The organism is Microbacterium sp. cf332 (assembly GCF_900102175.1).
Lineage (GTDB): Bacteria > Actinomycetota > Actinomycetes > Actinomycetales > Microbacteriaceae > Microbacterium.
Map to the genome: position 1 here is coordinate 853,683 of NZ_FNKN01000002.1, position 23,679 is coordinate 877,361.

Genomic DNA, 23,679 nt, shown 5'->3' on the forward strand with positions numbered 1-23,679 from the left:
CGGTCAGCGGATGCCGGCCTGCTTCGGCAGCCGCACGAACAGCAGCAGCACGAGCCCGAGCAGGAGAACGACGGCGAGCCCGAGCACGCCCCAGATGATGCTGCCGAACCAGGCGATGAACAGTGCCCACATCGCGGGCGAGAGGAAGCTGGCGACGCGGCCGGTCGTGGCGTAGAGACCGAAGATCTCGCCCTGCATGCCCGGAGGAGTCACGCGGGCGAGAAGCGACCGGCTCGCGGCCTGCGCGGGGCCGACGCACGCCGAGAGGATGAGCCCGGCGATCCAGAAGACCACCGACCCGGCGTCCTGCAGCACGAACAGCACCAGCGCGATGCCGATGAGGCCCGAGAGCGTCGCGATGATCACCGCCCGGGCGCCGAACCGGTCGTCGAACCTACCGGCGACGATCGTGGATGCGCCGGCGACGAGGTTGGCGGCGATGCCGAACACCATCACCTCGGTCGTCGAGAAGCCGAAGGCCCGCGCGGCTAACACGCCGCCGAACGCGAAGACGCCCGCGAGGCCGTCGCGGTAGACAGCGCTCGCCAGCAGGAACCAGAAGGTCGGCCGCTCGGTCCGGTACAGGCGGGCGACGTCCGCGACGAGGCGGCCGTAGGCCTGGAAGAAGCCGACGCGTTCGGAGGCGGGGGGCGCGGGGCGTTCGGGCACGTTCACGAGCAGCGGGATGGCGAAGACGATGGTCCACACGCCGCATCCGACCGCGATGAGGCGGTAGGCGAGTCCGCCGCTCGTGTCCATGCCGAACCAGTCGGCGAAGGTGAGGACGACGACGAGCGCGAGCGCGATGATGCCGCCGATGTAGCCGAGCCCCCACCCCAGGCCGCTCACCCGGCCGATCGTGCGCGGGCTCGAGACCTCGACCAGCATCGCGTTGTAGTTGACCCCGGCGATCTCCGACACGACGGCACCGAGAGACAGGACGATCGCGCCGTACCAGAAGAAGGCGGGGTCGGCGAAGGTGAAGAAGAGCGCGAACTGCAGCAGCGCGAGGATGACCGTGAAGACGCCGAGCCAGCGCTTCTTCCGGCCCGACCGGTCGGCGGTCTGCCCCAGCACGGGAGCGAGCAGCAGGATCAGGATGCCGGCCGCGGTCGACGCGACGCCGTATCCGCTGGCGAGCTCCGCGATGGCTGCCTCCTTCACCGGGTCCCTGTCGGCGAGTGCGGCGATGTCGGCGGGCAGGAACGCGTCGGAGACGAGGAAGAGCGAGGCGAAGACGAAGGTCAGGATGACCGAGTTGAACGGCTGCGTCGCCCAGTCCCAGAGCGCCCACGAGATGACGGTCTTGCGTGGCACCGCGCGGTCGTCGTCGTCCCGAGCCTGCACGTCGGCGATGCGGCCGAGGGCCTGCGTGCCGGCTGCGGTCGGCGGGGCGGCGACCCCCGGAACCGGCTGCGCAGCACGGTTCTCGCCGGAGGGGTTCGTCTCGGGTGACATGCCGGGCACGCTAGGACCTCTCCGTGAACACTCGGTGCCGCCGGTCGGCGGCCGTCGCATCGTCGCGACGGGGTCAGCGTAGCCGTCGCGCGGCGCGCGACGGCTGTTTTCAGCCGCGGCGCGCGAAACGGTAGCCGATGCCGCGCACGGTCTCGATCCAGCGTCCGGTGCGTCCGTCGTCGCCGAGCTTGCGTCGGAGGTTCATCATGTGGACCTCGACGGCATGCAGATCGTGCCCGCTCACGTGCTCGCCGTGCGCACCGCTCTGGCGGCGCAGCATCAGCGCGATCCAGGCCTTCTCGATGACGTCGCCCGGTCGCTGCATGAGTGCCTGGAGGACGTCGAACTCCGAGCGGGTGAGGTCGAGCGCACGACCGTCGAGTTCGGCCCGGCGCGATCCGGGGTTCAGCCGCAGTGCGCCGGCCTCGAGCCACGACGACGTCGAGGCCTCGTGGGGCTGGATGCTGCGCGGTCGCCGCATCAGGGCGTCGATGCGTGCGCGCAGCTCATAGGGCCGCCACGGTTTGACGACGTAGTCGTCGGCGCCGCTGCGGAACCCTTCGACCGTCGCGGTCTCGTCGTCGACCGCGCTGATGATCAGCACATAGCCGTCGTGGAAGGCGCGGATGCGGCGCACCGCCTCGAAGCCGTCGATGCCCGCGAGCTTGACGTCGACCGTGGTGAGGTCGGGTCGCAGGAGCCGCACGGCGTCGACGCCCGACGGGCCGTCGGCGAACGCATGGACGACGAACCCGTGCTGCTCGAGCGTCTGGGTGAGCAGGTTCCGAAGATCGTCGTCGTCCTCGATCACCACGACCGAACGCGTCATCGCCGTCTCCGGCCGCGCGGGAGCGCTCGACGACCAGCCGTCACGGGCTCGAGGTCGACGAGGAGCGGGTTCGGGTTCACGCTTCTTGTCATCGGTGGACTCAACCTATAGTCCGCGCCTGGAAGGAGTCGATGATCCTCCCGTGATCGCGCTCAGGTTTTCCTCAAGGCGAGATCACACTTCGCGAATTTCGCCACCCCTGAGAACTTGATATGACTCGACTCAAGTTCGTTTGACACTGTTCGGGGCGGGGGGTACAGTTGAGCCATCGCGGCTCAGGTTGGGCCGCCGCAGATTTCAGATCCATTCGAACCGCAAGTAAGGAGACAACTCATGGCACGTGCAGTGGGTATCGACCTGGGCACGACGAACTCCGTCGTCGCCGTCCTCGAGGGCGGCGAGCCCAAGGTCATCGCCAACGCCGAAGGGCTCCGTACGACCCCCTCGGTCGTCGCGTTCACCAAGGACGGCGAGGTGCTGGTCGGCGAGACCGCCAAGCGCCAGGCCGTCACCAACGTCGACCGGACGCTGACCTCCGTCAAGCGCCACATGGGCACCGACTGGAAGACCCAGGCGATCGACGGCAAGGCGTACACGCCGCAGGAGATCTCGGCCCGCATCCTCCAGAAGCTGAAGCGCGACGCCGAGCAGTACCTGGGCGACACCGTGACCGACGCGGTCATCACCGTGCCGGCGTACTTCAACGACGCCGAGCGCCAGGCCACGAAGGAGGCCGGTGAGATCGCGGGCCTCAACGTCCTGCGCATCATCAACGAGCCCACCGCGGCCGCCCTCGCATACGGCCTCGACAAGGGCAAGGAGGACGAGCTCATCCTCGTCTTCGACCTCGGTGGTGGAACCTTCGACGTCTCGCTGCTCGAGGTGGGCAAGGACGACGACTTCTCGACCATCCAGGTGCGCGCCACCGCCGGTGACAACCGCCTGGGCGGCGACGACTGGGACCAGCGGGTCGTCGAGTACCTCATCAAGCAGTTCAAGGACACCACCGGCGTCGATGTGTCGGGCGACAAGATCGCGCTGCAGCGCCTCAAGGAGGCCGCCGAGCAGGCGAAGAAGGAGCTCTCGAGCTCGCAGTCGACCTCGATCAACCTCCCTTACCTCTCCCTGACCGACTCGGGTCCCGTGTCGCTGTCCGAGACGCTCTCGCGTGCGAAGTTCGAGGACCTCACGAAGGACCTGCTCGACCGCACCAAGAAGCCGTTCGAGGACGTCATCCGCGAGGCCGGTATCAAGGTCGGCGACATCGACCACGTCGTGCTCGTGGGTGGTTCCACCCGCATGCCGGCCGTGTCGGAGCTCGTGAAGAAGGAAGCCGGCAAGGAGCCCAACAAGGGCGTGAACCCGGACGAGGTCGTCGCCGTGGGCGCCGCCCTGCAGGCCGGTGTCCTCAAGGGCGAGCGCAAGGACGTCCTCCTCATCGACGTGACCCCCCTGAGCCTCGGCATCGAGACGAAGGGCGGCATCATGACGAAGCTCATCGAGCGCAACACCGCCATCCCGACCAAGCGCAGCGAGACCTTCACGACCGCCGACGACAACCAGCCGTCGGTCGCCATTCAGGTCTTCCAGGGCGAGCGCGACTTCACCCGTGACAACAAGCCGCTCGGCACGTTCGAGCTCACGGGCATCGCCCCGGCGCCCCGCGGCATCCCGCAGGTCGAGGTCACCTTCGACATCGATGCGAACGGCATCGTGCACGTCTCGGCGAAGGACAAGGGCACCGGCAAGGAGCAGTCGATGACGATCACCGGCGGCTCGTCGCTGCCCAAGGACGACATCGAGCGCATGGTGCGCGAGGCCGAGGAGCACGCGGCCGAGGACAAGAAGCGCCGCGAGGCCGCCGAGGTCCGCAACCAGGCCGAGACGCTCTCGTACTCGATCGAGAAGCTCATCGCCGACAACGCCGACAAGCTCCCCGACGACGTCAAGTCCGAGGTCCAGGGCGACGTCGACGCGCTGAAGACGGCGCTCGCGGGCGACGACGACGACGCGGTGAAGACCGCGTTCGACAAGCTGAACGCATCGCAGGGCAAACTCGGCGAGGCCATCTACGCGCAGGGTCAGGCCGACCAGGCGCAGGGTGCCCCGACCGACGCTCCGGCCGGTGACTCCGGCGCTGCGGCATCCGATGAGGATGTCGTCGACGCCGAGGTCGTCGAAGACGAGGACGAGAAGAAGTAATCATGACCGACAAGGACTTCGAAGAGCCGCACGGCGACGACGAGGTCCTCGGCGAGGAGGGGTCGGACGCGCAGGCGTCCGGCCCCGACGCGCACGGGGAGCCCGGAGCGTCGGACGCCGCGGACGATGCGGCCGCAGACGAGCTGACCATCGACGACATCCTCGGCGCGGCGCAGACCGACGAGGCCGCCGTCGCCGAGGCGCCGGCGGGCGACCACGACCTGCTGATCGACCTCAAGCGTGTGCAGGCGGAATACGCCAACTACCGCCGCCGCACCGAGGAGCAGCGCGAGGTCGAGATCGAGCGTGCCAAGGGCTCGGTGGCCAAGGGGCTGCTGCCCGTGCTCGACGACCTCGATCGTGCCGACAAGCACGGCGACCTCGTCGAGGGCACGCCGCTCGCGGCGATCGCCGACAAGCTGCGCGGCGTGGTCGCGCGTCTCGGCGTCGAGACCTACGGCGCCGCCGGCGACGCGTTCGACCCGCAGCAGCACGAGGCGATCTTCCAGGCGCCCACACCGGGTACGGCCGAGCCGACGATCCTCGAGGTCGTCGAGGTCGGCTACCGCCTCGGCAGCATCGAGCTGCGTCCGGCGAAGGTCGTCGTCGCCGTGCCGGCCGAATAGGAGGCACTCACATGGCCAGTCAGGACTGGTTCGACAAGGACTTCTACAAGGTGCTGGGCGTCGCCAAGGACGTCTCCGACACCGACCTGAAGAAGACCTACCGCAAGCTCGCGCGTCAGTACCACCCCGACTCGACGCAGGGCGACCCTGCGGCCGAGGCGAAGTTCAAGGAGATCAGCGAGGCGTACTCCGTGCTCTCCGACAAGGAGCAGCGCGCCGAGTACGACCAGATCCGGGCGATGGGGGCGGGCAACGCCCGCTTCACCGCGGGTGGCCAGGGTGCCGGAGGCTTCGAAGACGTCTTCAGCGCGTTCAACCAGGGCGCTCGCGGCGGGACCGGCGCCCGCGGTGCCGACTTCGACGACATCTTCGCGATGTTCAACCAGCAGGGCGGCGGTCGGGGGAGCCGGTTCGGCTCGGGCGGCTTCGGCCGCTCGAGCGGCGGGTTCCAGGGCTTCGGCGGACCGCAGCGCGGTGCCGACGTCACGGCGCGCACGACGCTCGACTTCGCCACGGCCGTCCGCGGCGACACCGTCACGCTCCAGGGCGAGGACGGCAAGCCGTTCAAGGTCAAGGTGCCGGCGGGCGTGGCCGACGGTCAGAAGATCCGGCTGCGCGGTCGTGGGCGTCCCTCGCCCGACGGTGGCGAGCCGGGCGACATCGTCGTCTCGGTCACGGTGCGGCCGCATCCGGTGTTCACGCGTGACGGGCTCAACCTGCGGGTCGTGGTGCCGGTCACCTTCACCGAGGCGGCGCTCGGCGCGACGATCGAGGTCCCGACGCTGGGCGGCGATCCCGTCAAGCTGCGCGTTGCCCCCGGCACGCCCTCGGGCCGGGTGCTGCGCGTCAAGGGACGCGGCGTGAGCACGACGAAAGGCACCGGCGACCTGCTGGCCGAGGTCCAGGTGGCGGTGCCGACGCACCTCGACGACGAAGCGCGTGCCGCTCTCGAGCGGTTCGCCGAGGTGGAGCCGAACGAGAACCCGCGGGCCGACCTGATGAACAGAGCGCGCGGGTGACCCCGGAGCGTTCCGACCCGCCCGCTCCCGCGGAGCGCGTCGGAACGCTCGCTCCCGCGACATCGCCGAGGAGGTGACAAGCCATGGCTGAAGACGACATCGACGAGGACGCCCCGATCTTCGCGATCGCGGCGGCCGCCGAGCTGGCGGCCATGCACGCGCAGACCCTGCGGCAGTACGACCGGCTGGGCCTCGTCGTGCCCGGCCGGACGCCGGGCGGGTCGCGCCGCTACTCACTGCGGCACATCCGCCAGCTCCGCGAAGTGGCCCGGATGTCGGCGGACGGGATCAGCCTCCCCGCGATCGCCCGCATCCTCGAGCTCGAGAACGAGGTGGCGGGGCTGCGCCGCGAGGTACGCGATCTCGAGCAGCGGCTGCGCGACGAGATGCAGCAGCGCCCCGGCGCGCGCGTGTTCGCCGCCGGTGCGACGGGCGCCGTCGTGACCCTGCGCCATGGTGCCCGCGTGCGTCGCGCGACCGAGGTCGTGCTCTACCGCCGCCCGGCCGATCCCCCCGCCGACTAGCCACCCGAGCCCGCTGCCCCCGCCGCGCCGCTGACCCGACGCGAAGCGTCGTCATCCGGCGTGCGAGACGACCATGCGCGTCGGCTCGCAGTGCGTCGGTGGCTCCTCCCCAGGAGGGGAGGGGGTGCGAGGGGCACGAGAGGGTGGGATGCGGGATGGATGCGGCGCCGGGCGCGGCACCGTGAGGGGATGCCGCGCCGTCGCGCTGAGTTGCCCCTGGCCCTTCCCGACGTCTTCACGGTCGAGTTCGCGCGGGCCGCGGGGGTGACGCGGGGCCGGCTGCGGTCCAGCGATCTGAGCGCGCCGTTCCGCGGTCTCCGGTCGCGCGGCGAGGCCTCCGATGTGCGGGCGCTCGTCACCTCGTACCTGCCGAAGCTCCGGCCTCGCGAGCACGTCAGCCACGCGACCGCGATCGCCCTCGTGGGTGGCTGGATCCCCGACCGACTGCGCACCGCGGTGGACGTCGCCGTGCCGCGGCCCTGCGGCCGGGCGCGGGGCCGGAACGTGCGCGGCCACGAGGCGGCGGAGGCTGGCGGCTGGCGGTTCGGCCCGGTGCCCATCGCGCATCCGGCCGTGGCCTGGTGCCAGGCGGCGGAGCTGATGGACGAGCGCGAGCTCACGATCGCCGCCGACTCGCTCATGAGGCGACACGACCCCGTGCTGTCGCGCGTGCATCTCGGGACCGCGGTGGCGCCCGGGTGGTCCTCGAGTACGACGGCCAGCAGCATCGCCTCGACGACACGCAGTACGCGTGTGACGTCGACCGGCTCGACGAACTGTCCCGCCTGGGGTGGCGCGTCATCCGCGTGAACAGGACTCACCGCGGCGCATCCCGTCGCGCCATCCTCCTCCGCGCCCGCGATGCGCTCCGGTGAGCACGAGCCGACGCGCATGGTCGTCACCTGCGACGGCGAGCGACCGCTCGCGTCGGTTCGCGCGCGGTCAGGAGGGAGGGGAGGGCGGGAGGCGAAGGGTGGGGGCGGACTCGTCGAGGGTCAGGTCGTCGACGACGCGCAACGAGCGGGCCAGGTGGTCGAGCTCGTCGAGCACGGTGCCCACGCGCTCGCGGTCGCTGCACACGGCCGACAGCGTGACGAGGTGCGTTCCCGTGTCCCAGGTGTACGAGACGAACGGCGGCGTCCGGGGATCGGGCGGCAGCGTCATCACCAGCTTCTCGCCGACGCCCAGGTAGGGCGAGCGGAAGTCCTCGGTGTCGTCGTACTCCATCGGCATCATCGCGCGGGCGGCGCGTACCTGCGGCGTGGCCTCCTGCATCTGCGCGAGCACGACGAGCAGCTCGGGATCGGCCTTCCACATCCAGGCGCGCACCCGTCCGTTCGCGCGGCGCATGAGCATCGGCACGGCCTGGCTGGCGGCCCACGCGGCGAAGCGCCCGCCGGGCCGTGGTGCTGCGCCGATCGCGGCGTTCGCCTGGCTCAGCAGCATCCCGATGGCCCGCTTCCGGGCACGGCGGCCGGAGAAGCCGAAGGATTCGGTCACAGCCACCCAGCGGGCGGGGTCGGCATCGGCTTCGAGTCGGGCCATGCGCTCAGCCTACGGAGCGCGGCTGGACATCCGCTCCCCGCGGGGCCGGTTTCCCCCAACGCCGCCCCGCCTCCGGGGAGCGCCGAGGCCGCTCGGGTAAGCTCGGGGCCGCCGCGTCGGCCACAGTCGATGCCGCTCCGCCGTACAGATTGGGCCTGACCCGTGACCGAATCCACGACGACCGAGGGTGTTCCCGCCGCGAACTCGCGCGCACCCCTGACCATCGTGATGGGCGCCGATACCTTCGCCCCTGACGTCAACGGTGCCGCACGCTTCGCCGAGCGGCTCTCGGCCGGGCTCGCCGCCCGCGGCCACGAGGTCCACGTCGTGACCCCGAGCGTGAAGCATTCGCAGTCGGGTGTCTTCACCGAGAACATCGAGGGCGCCGACATCACCGTGCACCGTCTGCCGGGCTGGCGCTGGTACCCGCACGACTGGCTGCGCTTCGTGCTGCCCTGGCGCTCGAAGCACTACGCCCGCCAGGTCCTCGACTCGGTCGAGCCGGATGTCGTGCACAGCCAGTCGCACATCGTCATCGGCCGCGGCCTGACCCGCGAGGCGACGAAGCGCGGCATCCCGGTCGTCGCGACGAACCATGTTATGGCCGAGAACGTCATCGACTTCACGACGCTGCCGCCGTTCCTCGACAAGATCATCATCAAGCTCTGCTGGGACGACGCCAAGCGCACATTCGACATGTCGCGCGCCGTGACGACTCCGACGCGCAAGGCCGCGGAGTTCCTGCAGGACACGATCGACATCTCGGGCGTCATCCCCATCAGCTGCGGCATCGACAAGCGCAACTACACGCCCGACCTCACGCCGCGCGAGCACCGCCGCATCCTGTTCGTCGGGCGCCTCACGACCGAGAAGCACGTCGAGGTGACCCTCAAGGCCGTCGCGAAGCTCGCGCCCGAGCTCGACGTGCACTTCGACATCGTCGGCGGCGGCGACCAGCGCCGCAACCTCGAGCAGACCGCGCAGCAGCTCGGCATCACCGACCGCGTGACGTTCTTCGGGCGCACGGACGAGGCCGACCTGCGCGCGGCCTACACCCGGGCCGACGTGTTCGCGATCGCGTCGATCGCCGAGCTGCAGTCGATCGCCACGATGGAGGCCATGGCGTCGGGTCTGCCGGTCGTCGCGGCGGATGCGGTGGCTCTGCCCCACCTGGTGCAGACGGGCGTCAACGGATACCTCTTCGAGCCCGGCAACGTCGACGACCTCGCCGACAAGCTGCGCCGCGTGCTCACCGCATCACCCGAGGAGTACCTGCGGATGCAGCAGGCCTCACTCGACGGCGTCGAGATCCACGACATCGAGCGCACCCTCGACACCTTCGAGAAGCTCTACCGCGGCGAGCCGCTCGACGCGTGACGATGCGGCTCTTTTTCGACGCGCGATACATCCGCACCGACTTCCACGACGGCATCAGCCGCTTCTCGCACGAGCTCGCGCACGCCGTCTTCGCCGCGGCCGGGGCCGCGAGGATGGCGGAGGATGCCGTGGAGGTCACGTTCATCGTCCATGACCCCGCGCAGCTCGCGTTCCTGCCGTCGGGGGCGCCGCACGTGACGCTGCACGCCCCGACCTCGGTGCTCGAGCCGTTCGCCGCGCGGCGCCTCAACAGCCATCGGCCCGACGTGGTCTACTCGCCGATGCAGACGATCGGCGCCCTCGGGCGGCGGTTCGCGCTCATCCTGACCCTGCACGACACGATCTACTACCGGCACCGCACGCCGCCGCGCGACCTGCCGTGGTTCGTGCGGCTGGGGTGGCGCCTGTTCCACCTCTCGTATGCGCCCCAGCGGGCGACGCTCAACGCGGCCGACGTGGTCGCGACCGTGAGCGAGACGAGCAAGCGGCAGTTCGCCGACGTGAAACTCACCAAGCGTGAGGTCGTGGTGCTGCCCAATGCGCCCCAGCGTCTGGCCGACCTCGCGCCGGCAGGAGCCATGCCGGGCGCCGCCAAACCGCAGAACATCGTCTACATGGGCTCGTTCATGCCCTATAAGAATGTCGAGACCCTCGTCCGGGCGATGCGGTGGCTGCCCGGACGCACGCTGCACCTGCTCAGCCGCATCTCGGACGCCCGGCGCGCGGAGCTCGAGAAGCTGGCGCCGGCCGACGCCCGCATCGTGTTCCACGGCGGCGTGACGGATGCCGAGTATGCGGCGATCCTCGCCGACGCCGGGATGCTCGCGACGGTGAGCCTCGACGAGGGTTACGGCCTGCCGATCGCGGAGGCCCTCGAGCTCGGCGTTCCCGCCGTGGTGAGCGACATGCCGATCTTCCACGAGGTCGGCGGCGGCGGCGCGCTGTACGTGCCGCCGCGCGATCCCCGGGCATTCGCGGAGGCCGTCGCGTCGCTCGACGACGACGACGCCCGCGCCGCCGTCGTCGCGGCGGGCCGCGAGCACGTCTCCCGCTTCACCTGGGCGGAATCGGCGTCGCGGCTGCTCGCCGCTTCGCGTCGCGCGCTGGCGCTCCGCTCGCGCTGACGGCCGCCGCACGGCCGGCGAGGTGCCGGCCCGGAAGGTCGCGGTCCGCTCGCTGCGCCTCGCGCCGACCGGCCAGCGGCTGGGCGGTCTCGCGCGCCCGGGGAGCCAGGCGTGCGGGGTCGGTAGGGGTGGGGCGGTAGCCGTCGCGCGCGACCACCACGAGGGTGGCCGCCGCGGCGACGACGACGACCGAGAGGACGAGGGCGAGGAGGAGTTCACGGGGCATGGCAGAAACGCTACGATTGTCTCCATCCTGCCGACACTGGCGGGAAAGACAGCATCCGAAGGATTTCTGCCATGCACACGGTCGCCTGCGTCGTCCAGCCGGGATTCGCCCCGTTCGAGTTCGGTCTCGCGTGCGAGGCGTTCGGCCTCGACCGCAGTGACGACGGCATCCCGAACTTCGACTTCCGCGTCGTGGCGCCCGATCCCGGGGTGGTCCCCGCCAATCTCGCGTTCTCGCTCAACGTCGAGACGGGGCTCGGCTTCGCGGACGAGGCCGACCTGGTCGTGATCACCCCGATCCCGCGCGAGAGCTGGGATGCCGTGGACGAACGCGTCAGCGGGGTGGTGCGTCGAGCGGTGGCGCGGGGCGCGTGGGTGCTGACCGTGTGCAGCGGCGCGTTCGCCGTCGCCGCATCCGGTGTGCTCGACGGCAAACGCGCCACGACCCACTGGCGCTATGCCGACACGATGGCGCGGATGTACCCGGAGATCGAGGTCGACCCCGACGTGCTCTACGTGCAGTCCGACCGCATCATCACCTCCGCCGGCACCGCGGCCGGACTCGACGCCTGCCTGCACCTGCTGCGGATCGAGCTCGGTGCCGAGGCCGCCAACACGATCGCGCGCCGGATGGTCGTGCCGCCCCTGCGGGACGGTGGCCAGGCGCAGTTCATCGCGCGGCCACTGCCCGAGGTCGCGTCGCTCTCGCTCGCACCGATCACCGATTGGATGATCGCCAACCTCGACCTCGACCTGTCGGTCGATCTGCTCGCATCGCGCGCGCACATGTCGCCGCGCACCTTCGCCCGGCGCTTCAAGGCGGACTACGGCACGACGCCGGCCGCCTGGCTCGGCCGCCAGCGCATCCTCCGAGCCCAGCGCCTGCTGGAGCAGACAGACCTCGGGCTCGAGCAGATCGCCGCCGACAGCGGCTTCGGTTCGGCCTCCGTGCTGCGCCAGAACTTCGCCCGTGCGCTCGGACTCAGCCCCAGCGCCTATCGTGCACGATTCGCGTGCACGCCGGAAGCGGCGTCGGCGGCCGGGGTGGCGGCGGAGGCCGTAGCGTCCTGAGCGACACGGTGATAAACTTGAGTCATTCAGGCTCAAGTTTGAGCCGCGAGATTTCAGGAGACGCATGAACGCCACGCAGCAGCCCGGGCAGGAGGACGCGCAGAGCGCCCTCGAGCAGTTCGGCATCAACCTCACCGACCGTGCCCGTCAGGGCAAGCTCGACCCCGTGATCGGCCGCGACAGCGAGATCCGGCGCGTCAGTCAGGTGCTCACGCGCCGGACGAAGAACAACCCCGTGCTCATCGGCGAGCCCGGCGTCGGCAAGACGGCCGTCGTCGAGGGCCTCGCCCAGCGGATCGTCGCGGGCGACGTCGCCGAGAGCCTGAAGAACAAGGAGCTCGTCTCGCTCGACATCTCCGCGCTCGTCGCCGGCGCGATGTACCGCGGGCAGTTCGAGGAACGCCTGAAGAGCGTGCTCAAGGAGATCACCGAGTCCGACGGGCGCGTCATCACGTTCATCGACGAACTGCACGTGCTCATGGGTGCGGGCGGCGGCGAGGGCTCGGTCGCCGCATCCAACATGCTCAAGCCCATGCTCGCGCGCGGCGAGCTGCGGCTGATCGGCGCGACCACCCTGGACGAGTACCGCGAGTTCATCGAGAAGGACGCCGCCCTCGAGCGACGCTTCCAGCAGGTCTACGTCGGCGAGCCGAGCGTCGAAGACACGATCGCGATCCTCCGCGGCCTCAAGGAGCGCTACGAGGCGCACCACAAGGTCGCCATCGCCGACGGCGCGCTCGTCGCCGCGGCATCCCTGTCGAACCGCTACATCCCGGCGCGCCAGCTGCCCGACAAGGCGATCGACCTGATCGACGAGGCCGCCTCGCGTCTGCGCATGGAGATCGACTCGGCGCCCCTCGAGATCGACGAGCTGCGCCGCCACGTCGACCGGCTGAAGCTCGAGGAGCTCGCGCTGAAGAAGGAGAAGGATGCCGCATCGCGCGAGCGTCTCGAGACCCTGCGCGCGACCCTGAAGGACGAGCAGCAGAAGCTCGACGACCTCCAGGCCCGATGGGAGCGGGAGCGCGCGTCGCTCAACCGCGTCGGCGACCTCAAGACCCGACTCGATGCGGCGCGCGTCGAGGCCGAGCGCGCCCAGCGCGAGGGCAACCTCGAGAAGGCGTCGCGCCTGCTCTACGCCGAGATCCCCGCGCTCGAGCGCGAGGTCGTCGAGGCCGAGCGTGCCGAGACGGCCGTCGACGGTCCCGAGCGGATGGTCAACGAGCAGGTCGCTGACGAGGACATCGCCGCCGTCATCGCCGCCTGGACCGGCATCCCCGTCGGGCGCCTGCTGCAGGGAGAGACCGAGAAGCTGGTGCGACTGGAGTCCGAGCTCGGCAAGCGCCTGATCGGCCAGAAGACGGCCGTCAAGGCCGTCGCCGACGCGGTGCGCCGCTCGCGCGCGGGCATCAGCGACCCCAACCGGCCGACCGGCTCGTTCCTGTTCCTCGGCCCGACCGGTGTCGGCAAGACCGAGCTCGCCAAGGCGCTCGCCGAGTTCCTCTTCGACGACGAGCACGCGATGGTGCGCATCGACATGTCGGAGTACGGCGAGAAGCACTCCGTCTCGCGGCTCGTCGGTGCCCCTCCCGGATACATCGGGTACGAGCAGGGCGGTCAGCTCACCGAAGCGGTGCGGCGGCGCCCGTACTCGGTCGTCCTTCTCGACGAGGTCGAGAAGGCCCACCCCGAGGTCTTCGACGTACTGCTGCAGGTGATGGACGACGGCCGCCTCACCGACGGACAGGGCCGCACGGTCGACTTCCGCAACGTCATCCTGATCCTCACGTCGAACCTGGGCTCGCCGATCCTCATCGATCCGACACTGAGCCCCGAGCAGAAGCGCGAGCAGGTGCAGATCCTGCTGCGGCAGGCCTTCCGACCCGAGTTCCTCAACCGGCTCGACGACACCGTCATGTTCGAGGCGCTCAGCCAGGACGACCTCGCGCAGATCGTCGAGCTGTCGGTCGACGCGCTGCAGCGGCGGCTGAAGGATCGGCGGCTCGCGCTCGCGGTCACGCCCGACGCGCGCGCCTGGCTCGCCGAGCGCGGTTACGACCCGGTGTTCGGCGCACGGCCGCTTCGCCGCCTCATCCAGTCCGAGATCCAGGACCGTCTCGCGATGGCCATCCTGTCGGGCGGGGTGCGCGACGGTGATGTCGTGCGGGTGGATGTCGCCGCCGACGGGTCGACGCTCGTCCTCACGAGCGCGGGCCCGGCGACCGAGCCCGCCGCGGGTGCCGCGACCGGGGGGGACGACGACGTGATCGAGGCCGAGCTGCTCGACGACTGATCGGGTGTCCGGGGCTGAGCTCGGCGCGGGTCGCGCGCGCTGCGGTGCGGTGCGCGCGCGGTGCGGTGCGGCCGGCCGGTTCGTTCCGTCCACAGGACGGCTCGGCTTCCGGCGCCTGGCCGCGGCAGCCTGGGGACGCTGAGCCTGTCGGCGGCCCGGCTGGTCGGCCCCACCGGGGTGGTTCGCGGCTGTACGGGACAGCGGCGAGGTGTCGGCTGAGCCTGGCGCATGACGTCCTGCGAACAGGCTGAGCGCCGGTCCGGACGCGGCGCGGACCCCCGAGCGACGAACCATCCTGTCGACGGCACGCTGCGACGGTGGATCGGCCGGCGTGCGCATGATGGCGAGCCCCGTGAACCGGGCACGCGCGCCGCGTGAGAGTCTGAGAGCATGCAGACGGTCCGAGCCCTCTGGGGTGCTTCGCATCCGGGACCGTCGGTCGTCGTCACGACCCTGTCCCTCGCGCTCGGTCTGGCCGTCGGGCTCGAGCCCTGGCGGATGGTGGTGCTCGTCGTATCCGTGTTGCTCGGGCAGCTCTCGATCGGCATCTCGAACGATGCGATCGACCGGGAGCGCGACCGCGCGGTGGGGCGCACCGACAAGCCGTTGGTGAGAGGCGCCGTGTCGAATCGGACGGCGTGGCTCGCGGCGGGCGGCTCCTTCGTCATCGCGCTCGCGCTCTCAGCTGTCCTCGGGTGGGGGATGCTGATCGCTCACACGGTGACGATCGCGTCGGGCTGGGCGTACAACCTCGGGCTGAAGTCGACCCCGGTGTCGGTCGTGCCCTTCCTCGTGAGCTTCGGGCTCTTCCCGTCGCTCGCGACGCTGTCGGCCTCCGACCCGTCGCTCGCGGCCCCGTTCGCTGCCGTCGCGGGCGCCGCACTCGGGGCGGCGGTGCACCTGACCAACGTGCTCCCCGACCTCGATGACGACCGCGAGACCGGCGTCCGCGGCCTGCCGCACATGCTCGGCGCCGCCGCCTCGGTCTTCGTCGCTGTCGCCGGCATCGTCGTCGCAGCGATCGCGGTACTCGCCGGCGGCAGGGGCGAGGGGCCGCTGCCGTGGCTCTTCTTCGGAGCGGTCCTGGTGCTCGCGATCGCGGTCGTCGTCCGGATGCGGCTGCGCGGCCCCGACCGCGCCGGCTTCCGCCTCGTCATGGCTGCGGCCCTCGTGCTGGCCGCGCAGTTGGTGGTGGCCGCAGGCTCGCTGCGCTGACCGAGCACACCCCTGCGTGCCGAGCACACCCCTCGTGTCCGGTGGATAAAGGGTGGGGTCGGGAGCTTCGGGCGGATCCGGCGGCGGCAGCCTCAGCGGGTGCGGGCGGCCGCATCGAGACCCATCGCATAGGCGCGGGGGACGAGCGCGCCGGTCGCCGCGAGCACGGTGCCGAGGCTGCGAGCACGCGCCGCGTGCGTCGCGCGGCTCACGGGGCGGCCGAGGCCCATGTTGATCGCGGCGAGGCGTCCGGCGGCGCGTGCCGAGCGCAGGCGATCACGCTCCCACCGCGCGAGGGCGGCGACGGGTTCGGTGCCGGTGCGGATCCAGTCGGCGAGGAGGGGAGCGAGGGTCGCCGCGTCGAGCAGGCCGAGATTCATGCCCTGACCGCCGATGGGGCTGATCTCGTGGGCCGAGTCGCCGATGACGACGAGACGGCCGCGGCGCAGAGCCGGCGCCAGCACGCGCCGCACGCGGAAGCCCGTCGCTTCCGTCAGCGCCTCCGCGGCCTCGGCCTCGCCGCGCTCGCGCATCGCGGTCCGGAGACGATCGAGACGCGCCCCGGCCTCGTCGAGGTCAGGGTGCCACGGCCCGCCACCATCCGCATGCCCGCCACCACCCGCATGCCCGCCACCACCCGCGCGCCCGCCACCCCCGCCCGCATCCCACGCCACAAAGCGACGCCGGCCGTGCGGCAGGGGGAACGACTCGAGCACGCCCGAGCGGGCGAGGTGCACGACGGCCACGTCGGAGTCGGCTCGCTCCGGAACGTCGACGTCGCTCATGAGGTAGCGGTCGGGATATCCCGTGCGCCGCAGCGCCCCGTCGCGGAAGACGAGGTCGCGGGCGCCGACACCGCCCGCCACGACCACGATCGGAGCCGACAGCTCCCGTTCGCCGCCGGTGCCCGAGGTCTCGAGGGTCACGCGGTCGCCGCGCGGCCGCACACGCGACACCGCGACCCCGCGCCGGGGCGTCGGCGCCCCCACCGCGAGCGCGGCCTCGGTATGCGCCTGAGGCAGCGTCGCGACGTAGGGATGCCGCACCGGCAGGCGATCGAAGCGGACCACCCCCAGCAGTCGGCCGTCGCTCCGGGCCTCGCCGCGCGACACGCGGACGGCGTGCTCCAGGATGCGGTCGGTCGCGCCGCCGCCCTCCAGCGCCGCGAGCACGGGGGCGTGCAGCCCGATCGCGCGCGATCCGTCGCCGCTGCGCCCGCGCCGCTCGACGACCTCGACGTCGACCCCGCGGCGTGCGAGCTCGGCGGCCAGCAGCATGCCCACCGGACCCGCTCCGACGACGATGACCTCAGCCACGCCCGCGCCCCATCGCGAGCACCCGGAAGGGTGCCGGCCGGACCACGTGCCACTCGCCGTGCCCGGCGAGCGTCGCCCGCAGCTCGGGTGCGCGGTAGCTGCGGCGGATCGAGCGCAGGCCGTCGGTGCGCAGGAAGGTCCCGCGCTGCAGCGGCAGGATGCCGGCGGCGTAGAGGGCGTACGCCGTGCGCCCGCGCTCGATGTCCGCGTGGAGCACGATCCCGCTCGACAGTGCGAGCGAATCGGCGAGGAACGCACCGAGCTCGGGTTCGCCGAGGTGGTGAAGCACGTGATTGGAGATGACGGCGTCGAAGCGTTCCCCCGTCGCGCGCAGCGCGGTCGAGTCGGTGCTGCGGAACTCGACGTCGGGCCGCGCGCGCTCGCGGGCCACGGCGAGGGCGCGGGGGTCGGGATCGATGCCGAGCCAGGTGACGCTCAGGCCGTCGCGTTCCGCCAGCCGAGCGAGACGGGCGGTGACGTCGCCACCGCCCGATCCGATGTCGAGCACGCGCGCGGGACGGTCGAGGCGAGCGAGCACCGGCCGCAACCGGCGCCGCCAGACCGTCCCCCACCCGCTCACGGCACGATTGACGACGTCGAAGCGCCGCAGGGTCCGGGCAAGGGCCGCCGGGTCGCACGCCGGGTCGTCCATGAGCTCGCGCAGGGCGACGTCGCGGTGCCTCAGGTCCACGATGCGACGGGTTCCGCCCGCACGGCGTCCGTCCGCCCGGCACCATCCGCCACGGCATCCGCCCGCACCGCACCGTCTTCGGCCACCCCCGCTGTGAGCAGGGCCGCCTCCATCGTCAGCCCGGGTCCGAAGGCGAGCGTCGCGATCGTCTCACCGTCGCTCAGGTCGTCGCCCAGAAGGATCGAGCGCAGGATGAACAGGATCGTCGCGCTCGACATGTTGCCGTAGTCGCGCAGCACAGCCCGCGAGACCTCGAGCGCGTCCGGCGGCAGGTCGAGCCCGGACTCGACCCGGTCGAGCACGGCGCGGCCGCCGGGGTGGACGGCCCAGGTGTCAACGGACGCGCCCGCGATGATGTCCCCGACGGCTTCGCGGATCTCGCGCCCGATGATGCGGGGGACCTCTGCGGTGAGGACCATGTCGAATCCCGTGTCGCCCACCGTCCAGGTCATGTCGCGTTCGCCGTCGTCGGTGACGGCGGTGGCGAAGCGGTCGAGGTCGAGCCACCGTCCGCTGCGGCGAGCCGGATCCGCGCTGACCACCGCGGCGGCGGCGCCATCGGCGAACAGCGACGCCGCGAGGATCTGGTCGGGGTCGTCGGCGACGCGGAAGTGCAGCGTGCACAGCTCGGCGCACACGACGAGCACGACCGCGTCCGGCTGTGCGGCGCACATGCGAGCCGCCGCTCGCAGCGCCGGCACGGCGGCCGCACAGCCGACGAACCCGAGGTGGTACCGCTCGACGGTCGTCGGCAGATCGAGATCGCGGATGAGGCGGTAATCGGGACCGGGCGCATACATCCCGGTGCACGAGACGGTCACGACGTGCGTGATGTCGCCGGGGGCGACGGATGCCGAGGTCAGCGCGTCGCGGGCGGCGCGGGCCGACAGTTCGGGCGCGAGGGCGATGTAGGCGTCGTTGCGGGTGCCCGTGGAGGGCGACAGCAGGGCGCCCGCGTCGGAGATGACCGCGAGGGAGGCCCCGTCATCGGACCCCGGCTCTGCGGCCGCCGGCTCGCCGGCATCGGTCGGCGCGGTCCCGCGATCGAGGGCCTCGGCGAGGTCGGCCAGGACGGTGTGCCGGGTCTCGATGGCGGAGGCGTCGAAGGCGGCGCGCACGAGGCGCTGAGACAGCCGTGCGATGCCGGGCTGCGCGGCGAAGAGATCGCGCACCGCGTTTTGGTGGAGCACGGCCGGCGGCACCGCGGTGCCGATCGACAGGATGCTGGCGGTCATGCTTGACGATAACCGCCGCGCGGGGCCCCGCGGGCCGGGGTGTCGCAGGCTTCGGGCCTCGTCTAGGGTGCGGTCGCCGGCCCGGGCCCCCGACACCGACCCGCGACCGTCCCCGCGACCGCTCGAACGACGCCACGCGGAGGGTGCGGCGGCCGGGAACGCGGCAGCGCCCCGCGGGCGGGGCCGGCGGGGCGCTGCTGGGCGGGATGGATCAGTCGTCGATGACGACGGACTCGGAGACCGGGCGGCGGGTACGGGGCGACAGCTCGCGCTCGCGCACGGCTGCGGGCGCGGCGTCGACATCGCCGAGGTCGCCGACGGCCATGACGGTCACCGGCACGAACGGGGCCTCGATGCCGAGCTTCGCGGCGAGGTCGGCGGCGTCGAAACCGGTCATCTGGTGGGTGTAGAGGCCGTCGGCGTGGGCCTGCACGGTGAAGTGCGCGGCAGCCTGGCCGAGGTCGTAGAGGGCGGTGGCCACCGGCTTGCCGTCGTTCTCGGTCTGCGCGACGAACACGATGAGGGCGCCGGCGGGACCTGCCCAGGCCTGGTTGAACTCGACGAGCGTCGAGACGACCTTCTCGTGGGTCTCGGTGCCGCGACGGGCCACGACGAACCGCCAGGGCTGCGCGTTGAAGGCCGACGGAGCCCAGCGTGCGGCTTCGAGGGCACTCGCGAGGGCGTCTTCGTCGACGGGCGAGACGTCGTCGTACAGACGCGTGCTCCAGCGGGCGGCGAGGATGTCGAGGACGGGGGCGTCGGTCTCGGCGACGCGCTCTTCGATGAGGGACATGGGTTCTCCCGATGATTCAGTGGACAGGCGTCGGACACCATCGTCCCGCCAAAAGCGAACGACGAACGCCTCGCCGTCATTCCCCGTCATCCGGAGCTCTTGCGTCCGGCGCCCGCGGGGGCGACCCTGTCGGCATGAGCGCATTCAGCACATCCGGGGCATTCAGCGGGTTCAGCGTCGACGACCTCGACGCCGCCCGCGCCTTCTACGCCGACACCCTGGGCCTCGACGTCGAGACCGACGACATGGGGTTCCTCGAGATCCGTCTCGCCACGGGCGGCAGCATCCTGGTGTACCCCAAGCCCGGTCACACGGCGGCGAGCTTCACCATCCTGAACTTCCCGGTCGACGACATCGACGCCGCGGTCGACGACCTGCGGGCCCGAGGCGTCGAGACGAAGATCTACCCCGACGACGAGTTCCCCTCCGACGATCGCGGCATCGTCCGCGGCGACGGTCGCGGTCCCGACATCGCCTGGTTCCGCGACCCCGCCGGCAACGTCCTCGCCGTCCTCGAGGCCTGACGCATGAGACGCCGGCGCCGGGCGCGTTCCTCACGAGAGGATGTCGCACCCGGCGCCGACGCTCGACCGGACGGTCCGCCGGCTCAGCGCCGGAGGGCGTCGCCCAGCTTGACGCGCGCGCCCATGCGCAGCAGCGAGTTCTCGTAGATCTTCGCGCCGACGAGGATGGCCCCCACGCAGGTCAGCAGCAGGACCGCCAGCGACACCAGCGGCTCCCACCACAGTGCGCTGCCGAGGAAGAGGCGCATCGGCATCCCGACGGGCGCCGAGAACGGCACGTACGACATGATCCCGAGGATCAGCGGATTGTTCCAGGCGAAGATGACGAGGAAGTACGGCGCCATCACCAGCAGGATGAGCGGCGTCGTGGTCGCCCCGATGTCCTCCTGCCGCGACACCATGGCGGCCGCCGCCGCGAACAGTGCGGCGAGCAGGACGAAGCCGAACAGGAAGAACACCGCGAACCAGGCGATGGGCGCGCCGATCCCGGTGAGCAGCGCCGTCTGGTCGGTGACCGTCAACCCGATGACCGCGACCGCCGCCAGGATGAGGATCTGCCCCATCGCGAGCACCGTGTTGCCGATCACCTTGCCCGCGAGCAGCGCCCGCACGGGCACCGCCGAGATGAGCAGCTCGACGACGCGGGTCTGCTTCTCCTCGACGACCGACTGCGCGATCGTCGCACCGAAGGTCTGCGCCGAGATGAAGAAGATCGCTCCGAATCCGACCGCGACGATGTAGCCGAGGAAGCCGGCATCGCCCGAGGGATCGAGCAGCTCGACCTTCGGCAGCTGCGCGAGCGACATCAGGAGCGTGTTCGACACCGACGTGTCGCCGATGACGACGTAGCCGCCGGGGGCCGACGCGTCCGCGACGATCGCCGCGTCGACGTCTCCGTCGCGGACGGCGCTCTCGGCCGCCGCGCGGTCCGCGACGTCGCGGACTTCGAGTCCCGGAGCGTCCTGCACGAAAGAGACCGCGTCGGGGGTGACGGCGACAGGCGTGCCGCTGTCGTCGCCGGCCGAGAAGCCGCCCCACACCACCAGCGCGAGCGCGCCGAGGAACAGGATGGCGAACGAGATGACGAACGACTTGCTGCGCAGCTTCGAGCCGATCTCGCGCTCGGCGACGAGCCAGGTGCTCTGGGCGAAGGTGGGGGATGCGGTGCTCACGGAGCAACCTCCTGGATGACTTCGGTGAAGATCTGGGCGAGGGACGGATGCCGCGGGGTGAAGCTCGCGACGTCGCCGTGCTCGACCGCGCGGCGCAGGACGCGCTGCGCGGTCTCGTCGGCGTCGACGTCGAAGAGCGCGTACCCGCCGTCGAACTCGACGACCTCGACGCCGGGCTCGGAGCGCAGCCAGCCGGCGTCGCCCGTCGAGACGAGCTCGTAGCGATGGCCCTGGTGCTGACGGCGCAGACCGTCGCGGGTGCCGGCGGCGCGGATGGTGCCGCCGGCGATGATGACGAGGTCGTCGCACAGACGCTCGACCACGTCGAGCTGGTGCGAGGAGAAGAGCACACCGACCCCCTGCGCGGCACGGCTCTGCAGCACGCCGGCGACGACGTCCACGGCGAGCGGGTCGAGCCCGGAGAACGGCTCGTCGAGGATCAGCACCTGCGGGTCGTGCACGAGCGCCGCCGCGATCTGGGCGCGCTGCTGGTTGCCGAGCGAGAGCGTCTCGATGTTGTCGTTCAGTCGCTCGCCGAGCCCGAGCTCCTCGAGCAGCGCGCGGGCGCGGGTGGTCGCATCCGTCTTCGAGAACCCGTGGAGGCGGGCGAGGTACACGATCTGTTCGAGCACCTTCATCTTGGGATACAGGCCGCGCTCCTCGGGCATGTACCCGAACCGCCGACGGTCGGATGCCGTCAGCGGCGTCCCGTCGATCGTGACCTCGCCACTGTCGCGCGACAGCACGCCGAGCATGATGCGCATCGTGGTCGTCTTGCCGGCGCCGTTGCCTCCGACGAACCCGGTCAGGCGTCCATCGGGCACGCGGAACCCCACGTCGTCGAGCACGCGGTGCGTGCCGTAGTTCTTGGTGATGCCGCTCAGTTCGAGCATTCCGCCTCCTTAGCCGATGACCCCACGCTAGGGACGACGGGCGGTGCGGCGGATCCCCCCTCCGGCGGATCGTGCGCGCAGGCCGCCCGCCGTGCGGGGGAGCGTCCGGGGTGGGCGGGCGTTCGGCGTGCTCAGCGCTGCGGCCACCCGGCGGGTGACGAGACCCCTGCCGGGTACTCGTCCATCGGCACGGCACCCGCGTGCCAGGCGTCGAGAACCGGCTGCACGATGCGCCAGCAGTCGACGGCGGCGTCACCGCGCACCGACAGCATCGCGTCGCCGTCGAGGATGCCCGACAGCACTTCGGCATACGCCTTGAGTGCGCCCTCGCCGAGCTCGGCGAGCATCGTCGCGCGTTCGAGGTGCAGCGGGTCGGCGCCGCTGTTGACGTTGAGCTCGAGCGCCATCGTGTCGGGACCGAGGGCGAAGCGCAATGCGGACGGCTGCGGGTCGCCGGTGAACCCCGCGGGCAGGTGACGCACCGGATGGAAGCGCACGACGACCTCGGCGTCGAGGTGTCCGAGTGCTTTGCCGGATCGCAGCGTGATCGGCACGCCCTGCCACCGGGCATTGCGGACCTCGACCACGATCTCGGCGAGCGTCTCGGTCTCTCGGGCCGGGTCGACTCCCGGTTCGTCGACGTACGAGGGGTAGTGCCTGCCCTCGACCGTGCCCGCGGTGTACCGGGCACGTCGCGACGAGGCCGCGGGGTCGTCGCCCCAGATCGCGGTGGCGCGCAGCACGGCGCCCGTCGCGTCGCGCAGGTCGCGCTCGTCGAGAGAGGCGGGCGGCTCCATGGTCACGAATGCCATGACCTGCAGCAGATGGCTCTGGATCATGTCGGTGAGCGCACCGGCGCGGTCGTAGTACCCCGCGCGGCCTTCGAGGCCCAGCGACTCGTCGTAGCGGACCTCGATCGAGGCGATGTCGTCGGCCGACCAGACCGGTTCGATGACCCGGTTCGCGAAGCGCACACCGAGCAGGTTCAGCACGGTCGAGCGGCCGAGGAAATGGTCGACGCGGAAGATCTGCTCCTCGGGTACGAGTCCCGCGAGCACCGCGTTGAGGCGTCGGGCGCCCTCGGCATCCGATCCGAACGGCTTCTCGAGCGCGAGGATCGTGCCCGCCGGCAGGGTGACGCGCGCGAGCGCCTCGCAGGCTGCTGCCGCGACCGCCGGCGGCACGGCGAAGTACAGGGCCGGTCGCCCCTCCGCCGCGTCGAGGATGGCCTGCAGCTCGTCGGCGCGCGTGATGTCGGCGTGGGTGTACGTGGTGTCCGAGAGGCACGAGAAGGCTGCATCCGCGTCCGTCGTGCGGAACGAGGCCCGTACGGTGTCGCGCCACCGGTCGTCGGACCAGTCGTCCATGCCGGCCCCGTGCAGCTTGACGCGTCGCTGCGGTTCGCGGGCGAGCAGCTGCCCCAGCGCCGGGAGCAGCAGGCGCGAGGTCAGGTCGCCCGAGGCGCCGAGGATGATGAGCGTCGTGTCGGCCGTCATGGGCGTCACGCTACTCACACGCGCCGACGGGCGCTCGCCGGCGCGCGATGC

At 71.4% G+C, this 23,679-nt stretch carries 22 protein-coding genes; 11 read left to right on the forward strand and 11 right to left on the reverse strand.

From position 1 onward, the window contains the following. Positions 1 to 3: 3 nt before the first annotated feature. Positions 4 to 1,458, reverse strand: coding sequence for an MFS transporter (locus BLT21_RS11065; RefSeq protein ID WP_091501923.1), 1,455 nt, complete (start codon positions 1,456 to 1,458; stop codon positions 4 to 6). A 109-nt stretch (positions 1,459 to 1,567) separates the two neighbouring features. Then, positions 1,568 to 2,287, reverse strand: coding sequence for a response regulator transcription factor (locus BLT21_RS11070; RefSeq protein ID WP_091501925.1), 720 nt, complete (start codon positions 2,285 to 2,287; stop codon positions 1,568 to 1,570). 333 nt (positions 2,288 to 2,620) lie between these two features. On the opposite strand from BLT21_RS11070, the gene dnaK reads away from it, so the two are divergent. From dnaK to BLT21_RS11095, 5 genes are all read left to right on the forward strand, one after another. After that, positions 2,621 to 4,489, forward strand: coding sequence for a molecular chaperone DnaK (dnaK, locus tag BLT21_RS11075; protein WP_091501927.1), 1,869 nt, complete (start codon positions 2,621 to 2,623; stop codon positions 4,487 to 4,489). Positions 4,490 to 4,491: 2 nt separating this feature from the next. Continuing rightward, positions 4,492 to 5,115 (forward strand): nucleotide exchange factor GrpE, encoded by a 624-nt coding sequence (locus tag BLT21_RS11080; protein WP_091501929.1) that lies wholly within the window; start codon positions 4,492 to 4,494, stop codon positions 5,113 to 5,115. An 11-nt stretch (positions 5,116 to 5,126) separates the two neighbouring features. Continuing rightward, positions 5,127 to 6,134: a DnaJ C-terminal domain-containing protein gene (locus BLT21_RS11085; protein WP_091501931.1), complete on the forward strand. Its 1,008-nt coding sequence runs from the start codon at positions 5,127 to 5,129 to the stop codon at positions 6,132 to 6,134. Positions 6,135 to 6,217: 83 nt separating this feature from the next. Beyond that, on the forward strand, positions 6,218 to 6,658 hold the full coding sequence (locus BLT21_RS11090; RefSeq protein ID WP_091501933.1) for a heat shock protein transcriptional repressor HspR: 441 nt from the start codon (positions 6,218 to 6,220) through the stop codon (positions 6,656 to 6,658). A 189-nt stretch (positions 6,659 to 6,847) separates the two neighbouring features. After that, positions 6,848 to 7,468: a hypothetical protein gene (locus BLT21_RS11095; RefSeq protein ID WP_256336037.1), complete on the forward strand. Its 621-nt coding sequence runs from the start codon at positions 6,848 to 6,850 to the stop codon at positions 7,466 to 7,468. A 132-nt stretch (positions 7,469 to 7,600) separates the two neighbouring features. Here the strand turns inward: BLT21_RS11095 and BLT21_RS11100 are convergent, their stop codons facing one another. Further along, positions 7,601 to 8,203: a hypothetical protein gene (locus tag BLT21_RS11100; protein ID WP_091501935.1), complete on the reverse strand. Its 603-nt coding sequence runs from the start codon at positions 8,201 to 8,203 to the stop codon at positions 7,601 to 7,603. 228 nt (positions 8,204 to 8,431) lie between these two features. Between BLT21_RS11100 and BLT21_RS11105 the strand changes: the two genes are divergently transcribed. Both BLT21_RS11105 and BLT21_RS11110 read left to right on the forward strand, forming a co-directional pair. Next, positions 8,432 to 9,580 carry a glycosyltransferase gene (locus BLT21_RS11105; RefSeq protein WP_091502278.1) on the forward strand — a complete coding sequence of 383 codons (1,149 nt, stop codon included), beginning with the start codon at positions 8,432 to 8,434 and terminating at the stop codon, positions 9,578 to 9,580. A gap of 2 nt (positions 9,581 to 9,582) precedes the next feature. After that, positions 9,583 to 10,704, forward strand: coding sequence for a glycosyltransferase (locus tag BLT21_RS11110; protein WP_091501937.1), 1,122 nt, complete (start codon positions 9,583 to 9,585; stop codon positions 10,702 to 10,704). Here BLT21_RS11110 and BLT21_RS11115 read toward each other — a convergent pair. Then, positions 10,634 to 10,930, reverse strand: a complete 297-nt coding sequence (locus BLT21_RS11115) for a hypothetical protein (protein WP_091501939.1) — start codon at positions 10,928 to 10,930, stop codon at positions 10,634 to 10,636. The genes BLT21_RS11110 and BLT21_RS11115 overlap by 71 nt on opposite strands. A 71-nt stretch (positions 10,931 to 11,001) precedes the next feature. Here BLT21_RS11115 and BLT21_RS11120 point away from each other — a divergent pair, with 71 nt between their 5' ends. From BLT21_RS11120 to BLT21_RS11130, 3 genes are all read left to right on the forward strand, one after another. After that, a complete protein-coding gene (locus tag BLT21_RS11120) occupies positions 11,002 to 12,000 on the forward strand; it encodes a helix-turn-helix domain-containing protein (RefSeq protein WP_091501941.1) in 999 nt (332 codons plus the stop codon). Positions 12,001 to 12,064: 64 nt separating this feature from the next. Next, positions 12,065 to 14,293, forward strand: a complete 2,229-nt coding sequence (locus tag BLT21_RS11125) for an ATP-dependent Clp protease ATP-binding subunit (RefSeq protein WP_091501943.1) — start codon at positions 12,065 to 12,067, stop codon at positions 14,291 to 14,293. 390 nt (positions 14,294 to 14,683) lie between these two features. Then, complete coding sequence (locus BLT21_RS11130; RefSeq protein WP_091501944.1) at positions 14,684 to 15,508, forward strand: UbiA family prenyltransferase; 825 nt, start codon at positions 14,684 to 14,686, stop codon at positions 15,506 to 15,508. A 92-nt stretch (positions 15,509 to 15,600) separates the two neighbouring features. Here BLT21_RS11130 and BLT21_RS11135 read toward each other — a convergent pair whose 3' ends face one another. The 4 genes from BLT21_RS11135 to BLT21_RS11150 all read right to left on the reverse strand — a co-directional run bounded on the left by BLT21_RS11135 (position 15,601) and on the right by BLT21_RS11150 (position 19,543). After that, on the reverse strand, positions 15,601 to 16,824 hold the full coding sequence (locus BLT21_RS11135) for an FAD-dependent oxidoreductase (RefSeq protein ID WP_091501945.1): 1,224 nt from the start codon (positions 16,822 to 16,824) through the stop codon (positions 15,601 to 15,603). After that, entirely contained in the window at positions 16,817 to 17,515 is a 699-nt protein-coding gene (locus tag BLT21_RS11140; protein WP_091501947.1) for a methyltransferase domain-containing protein, read from the reverse strand. The genes BLT21_RS11135 and BLT21_RS11140 overlap by 8 nt, the downstream gene beginning before the upstream one ends. Continuing rightward, positions 17,506 to 18,750 carry a type III polyketide synthase gene (locus BLT21_RS11145; RefSeq protein WP_091501949.1) on the reverse strand — a complete coding sequence of 415 codons (1,245 nt, stop codon included), beginning with the start codon at positions 18,748 to 18,750 and terminating at the stop codon, positions 17,506 to 17,508. Before BLT21_RS11145 ends, BLT21_RS11140 begins: the two co-directional genes overlap by 10 nt. A gap of 211 nt (positions 18,751 to 18,961) precedes the next feature. Further along, the gene (locus BLT21_RS11150) at positions 18,962 to 19,543 is read right to left on the reverse strand and encodes a nitroreductase family protein (RefSeq protein ID WP_091501952.1); all 582 of its coding nucleotides are present in this window, start codon (positions 19,541 to 19,543) and stop codon (positions 18,962 to 18,964) included. 134 nt (positions 19,544 to 19,677) lie between these two features. Here BLT21_RS11150 and BLT21_RS11155 point away from each other — a divergent pair, with 134 nt between their 5' ends. Beyond that, on the forward strand, positions 19,678 to 20,067 hold the full coding sequence (locus BLT21_RS11155; RefSeq protein WP_091501954.1) for a VOC family protein: 390 nt from the start codon (positions 19,678 to 19,680) through the stop codon (positions 20,065 to 20,067). Positions 20,068 to 20,150: 83 nt separating this feature from the next. On the opposite strand, the gene BLT21_RS11160 is transcribed toward BLT21_RS11155, so the two are convergent. From BLT21_RS11160 to BLT21_RS11170, 3 genes are all read right to left on the reverse strand, one after another. Beyond that, entirely contained in the window at positions 20,151 to 21,239 is a 1,089-nt protein-coding gene (locus BLT21_RS11160; protein ID WP_091501957.1) for an ABC transporter permease, read from the reverse strand. Beyond that, the gene (locus BLT21_RS11165; RefSeq protein WP_091501959.1) at positions 21,236 to 22,132 is read right to left on the reverse strand and encodes an ABC transporter ATP-binding protein; all 897 of its coding nucleotides are present in this window, start codon (positions 22,130 to 22,132) and stop codon (positions 21,236 to 21,238) included. The genes BLT21_RS11160 and BLT21_RS11165 overlap by 4 nt, the downstream gene beginning before the upstream one ends. A 131-nt stretch (positions 22,133 to 22,263) precedes the next feature. After that, on the reverse strand, positions 22,264 to 23,628 hold the full coding sequence (locus tag BLT21_RS11170) for a glucose-6-phosphate dehydrogenase (protein ID WP_091501961.1): 1,365 nt from the start codon (positions 23,626 to 23,628) through the stop codon (positions 22,264 to 22,266). Between the last annotated feature and the right edge of the window lie 51 nt (positions 23,629 to 23,679).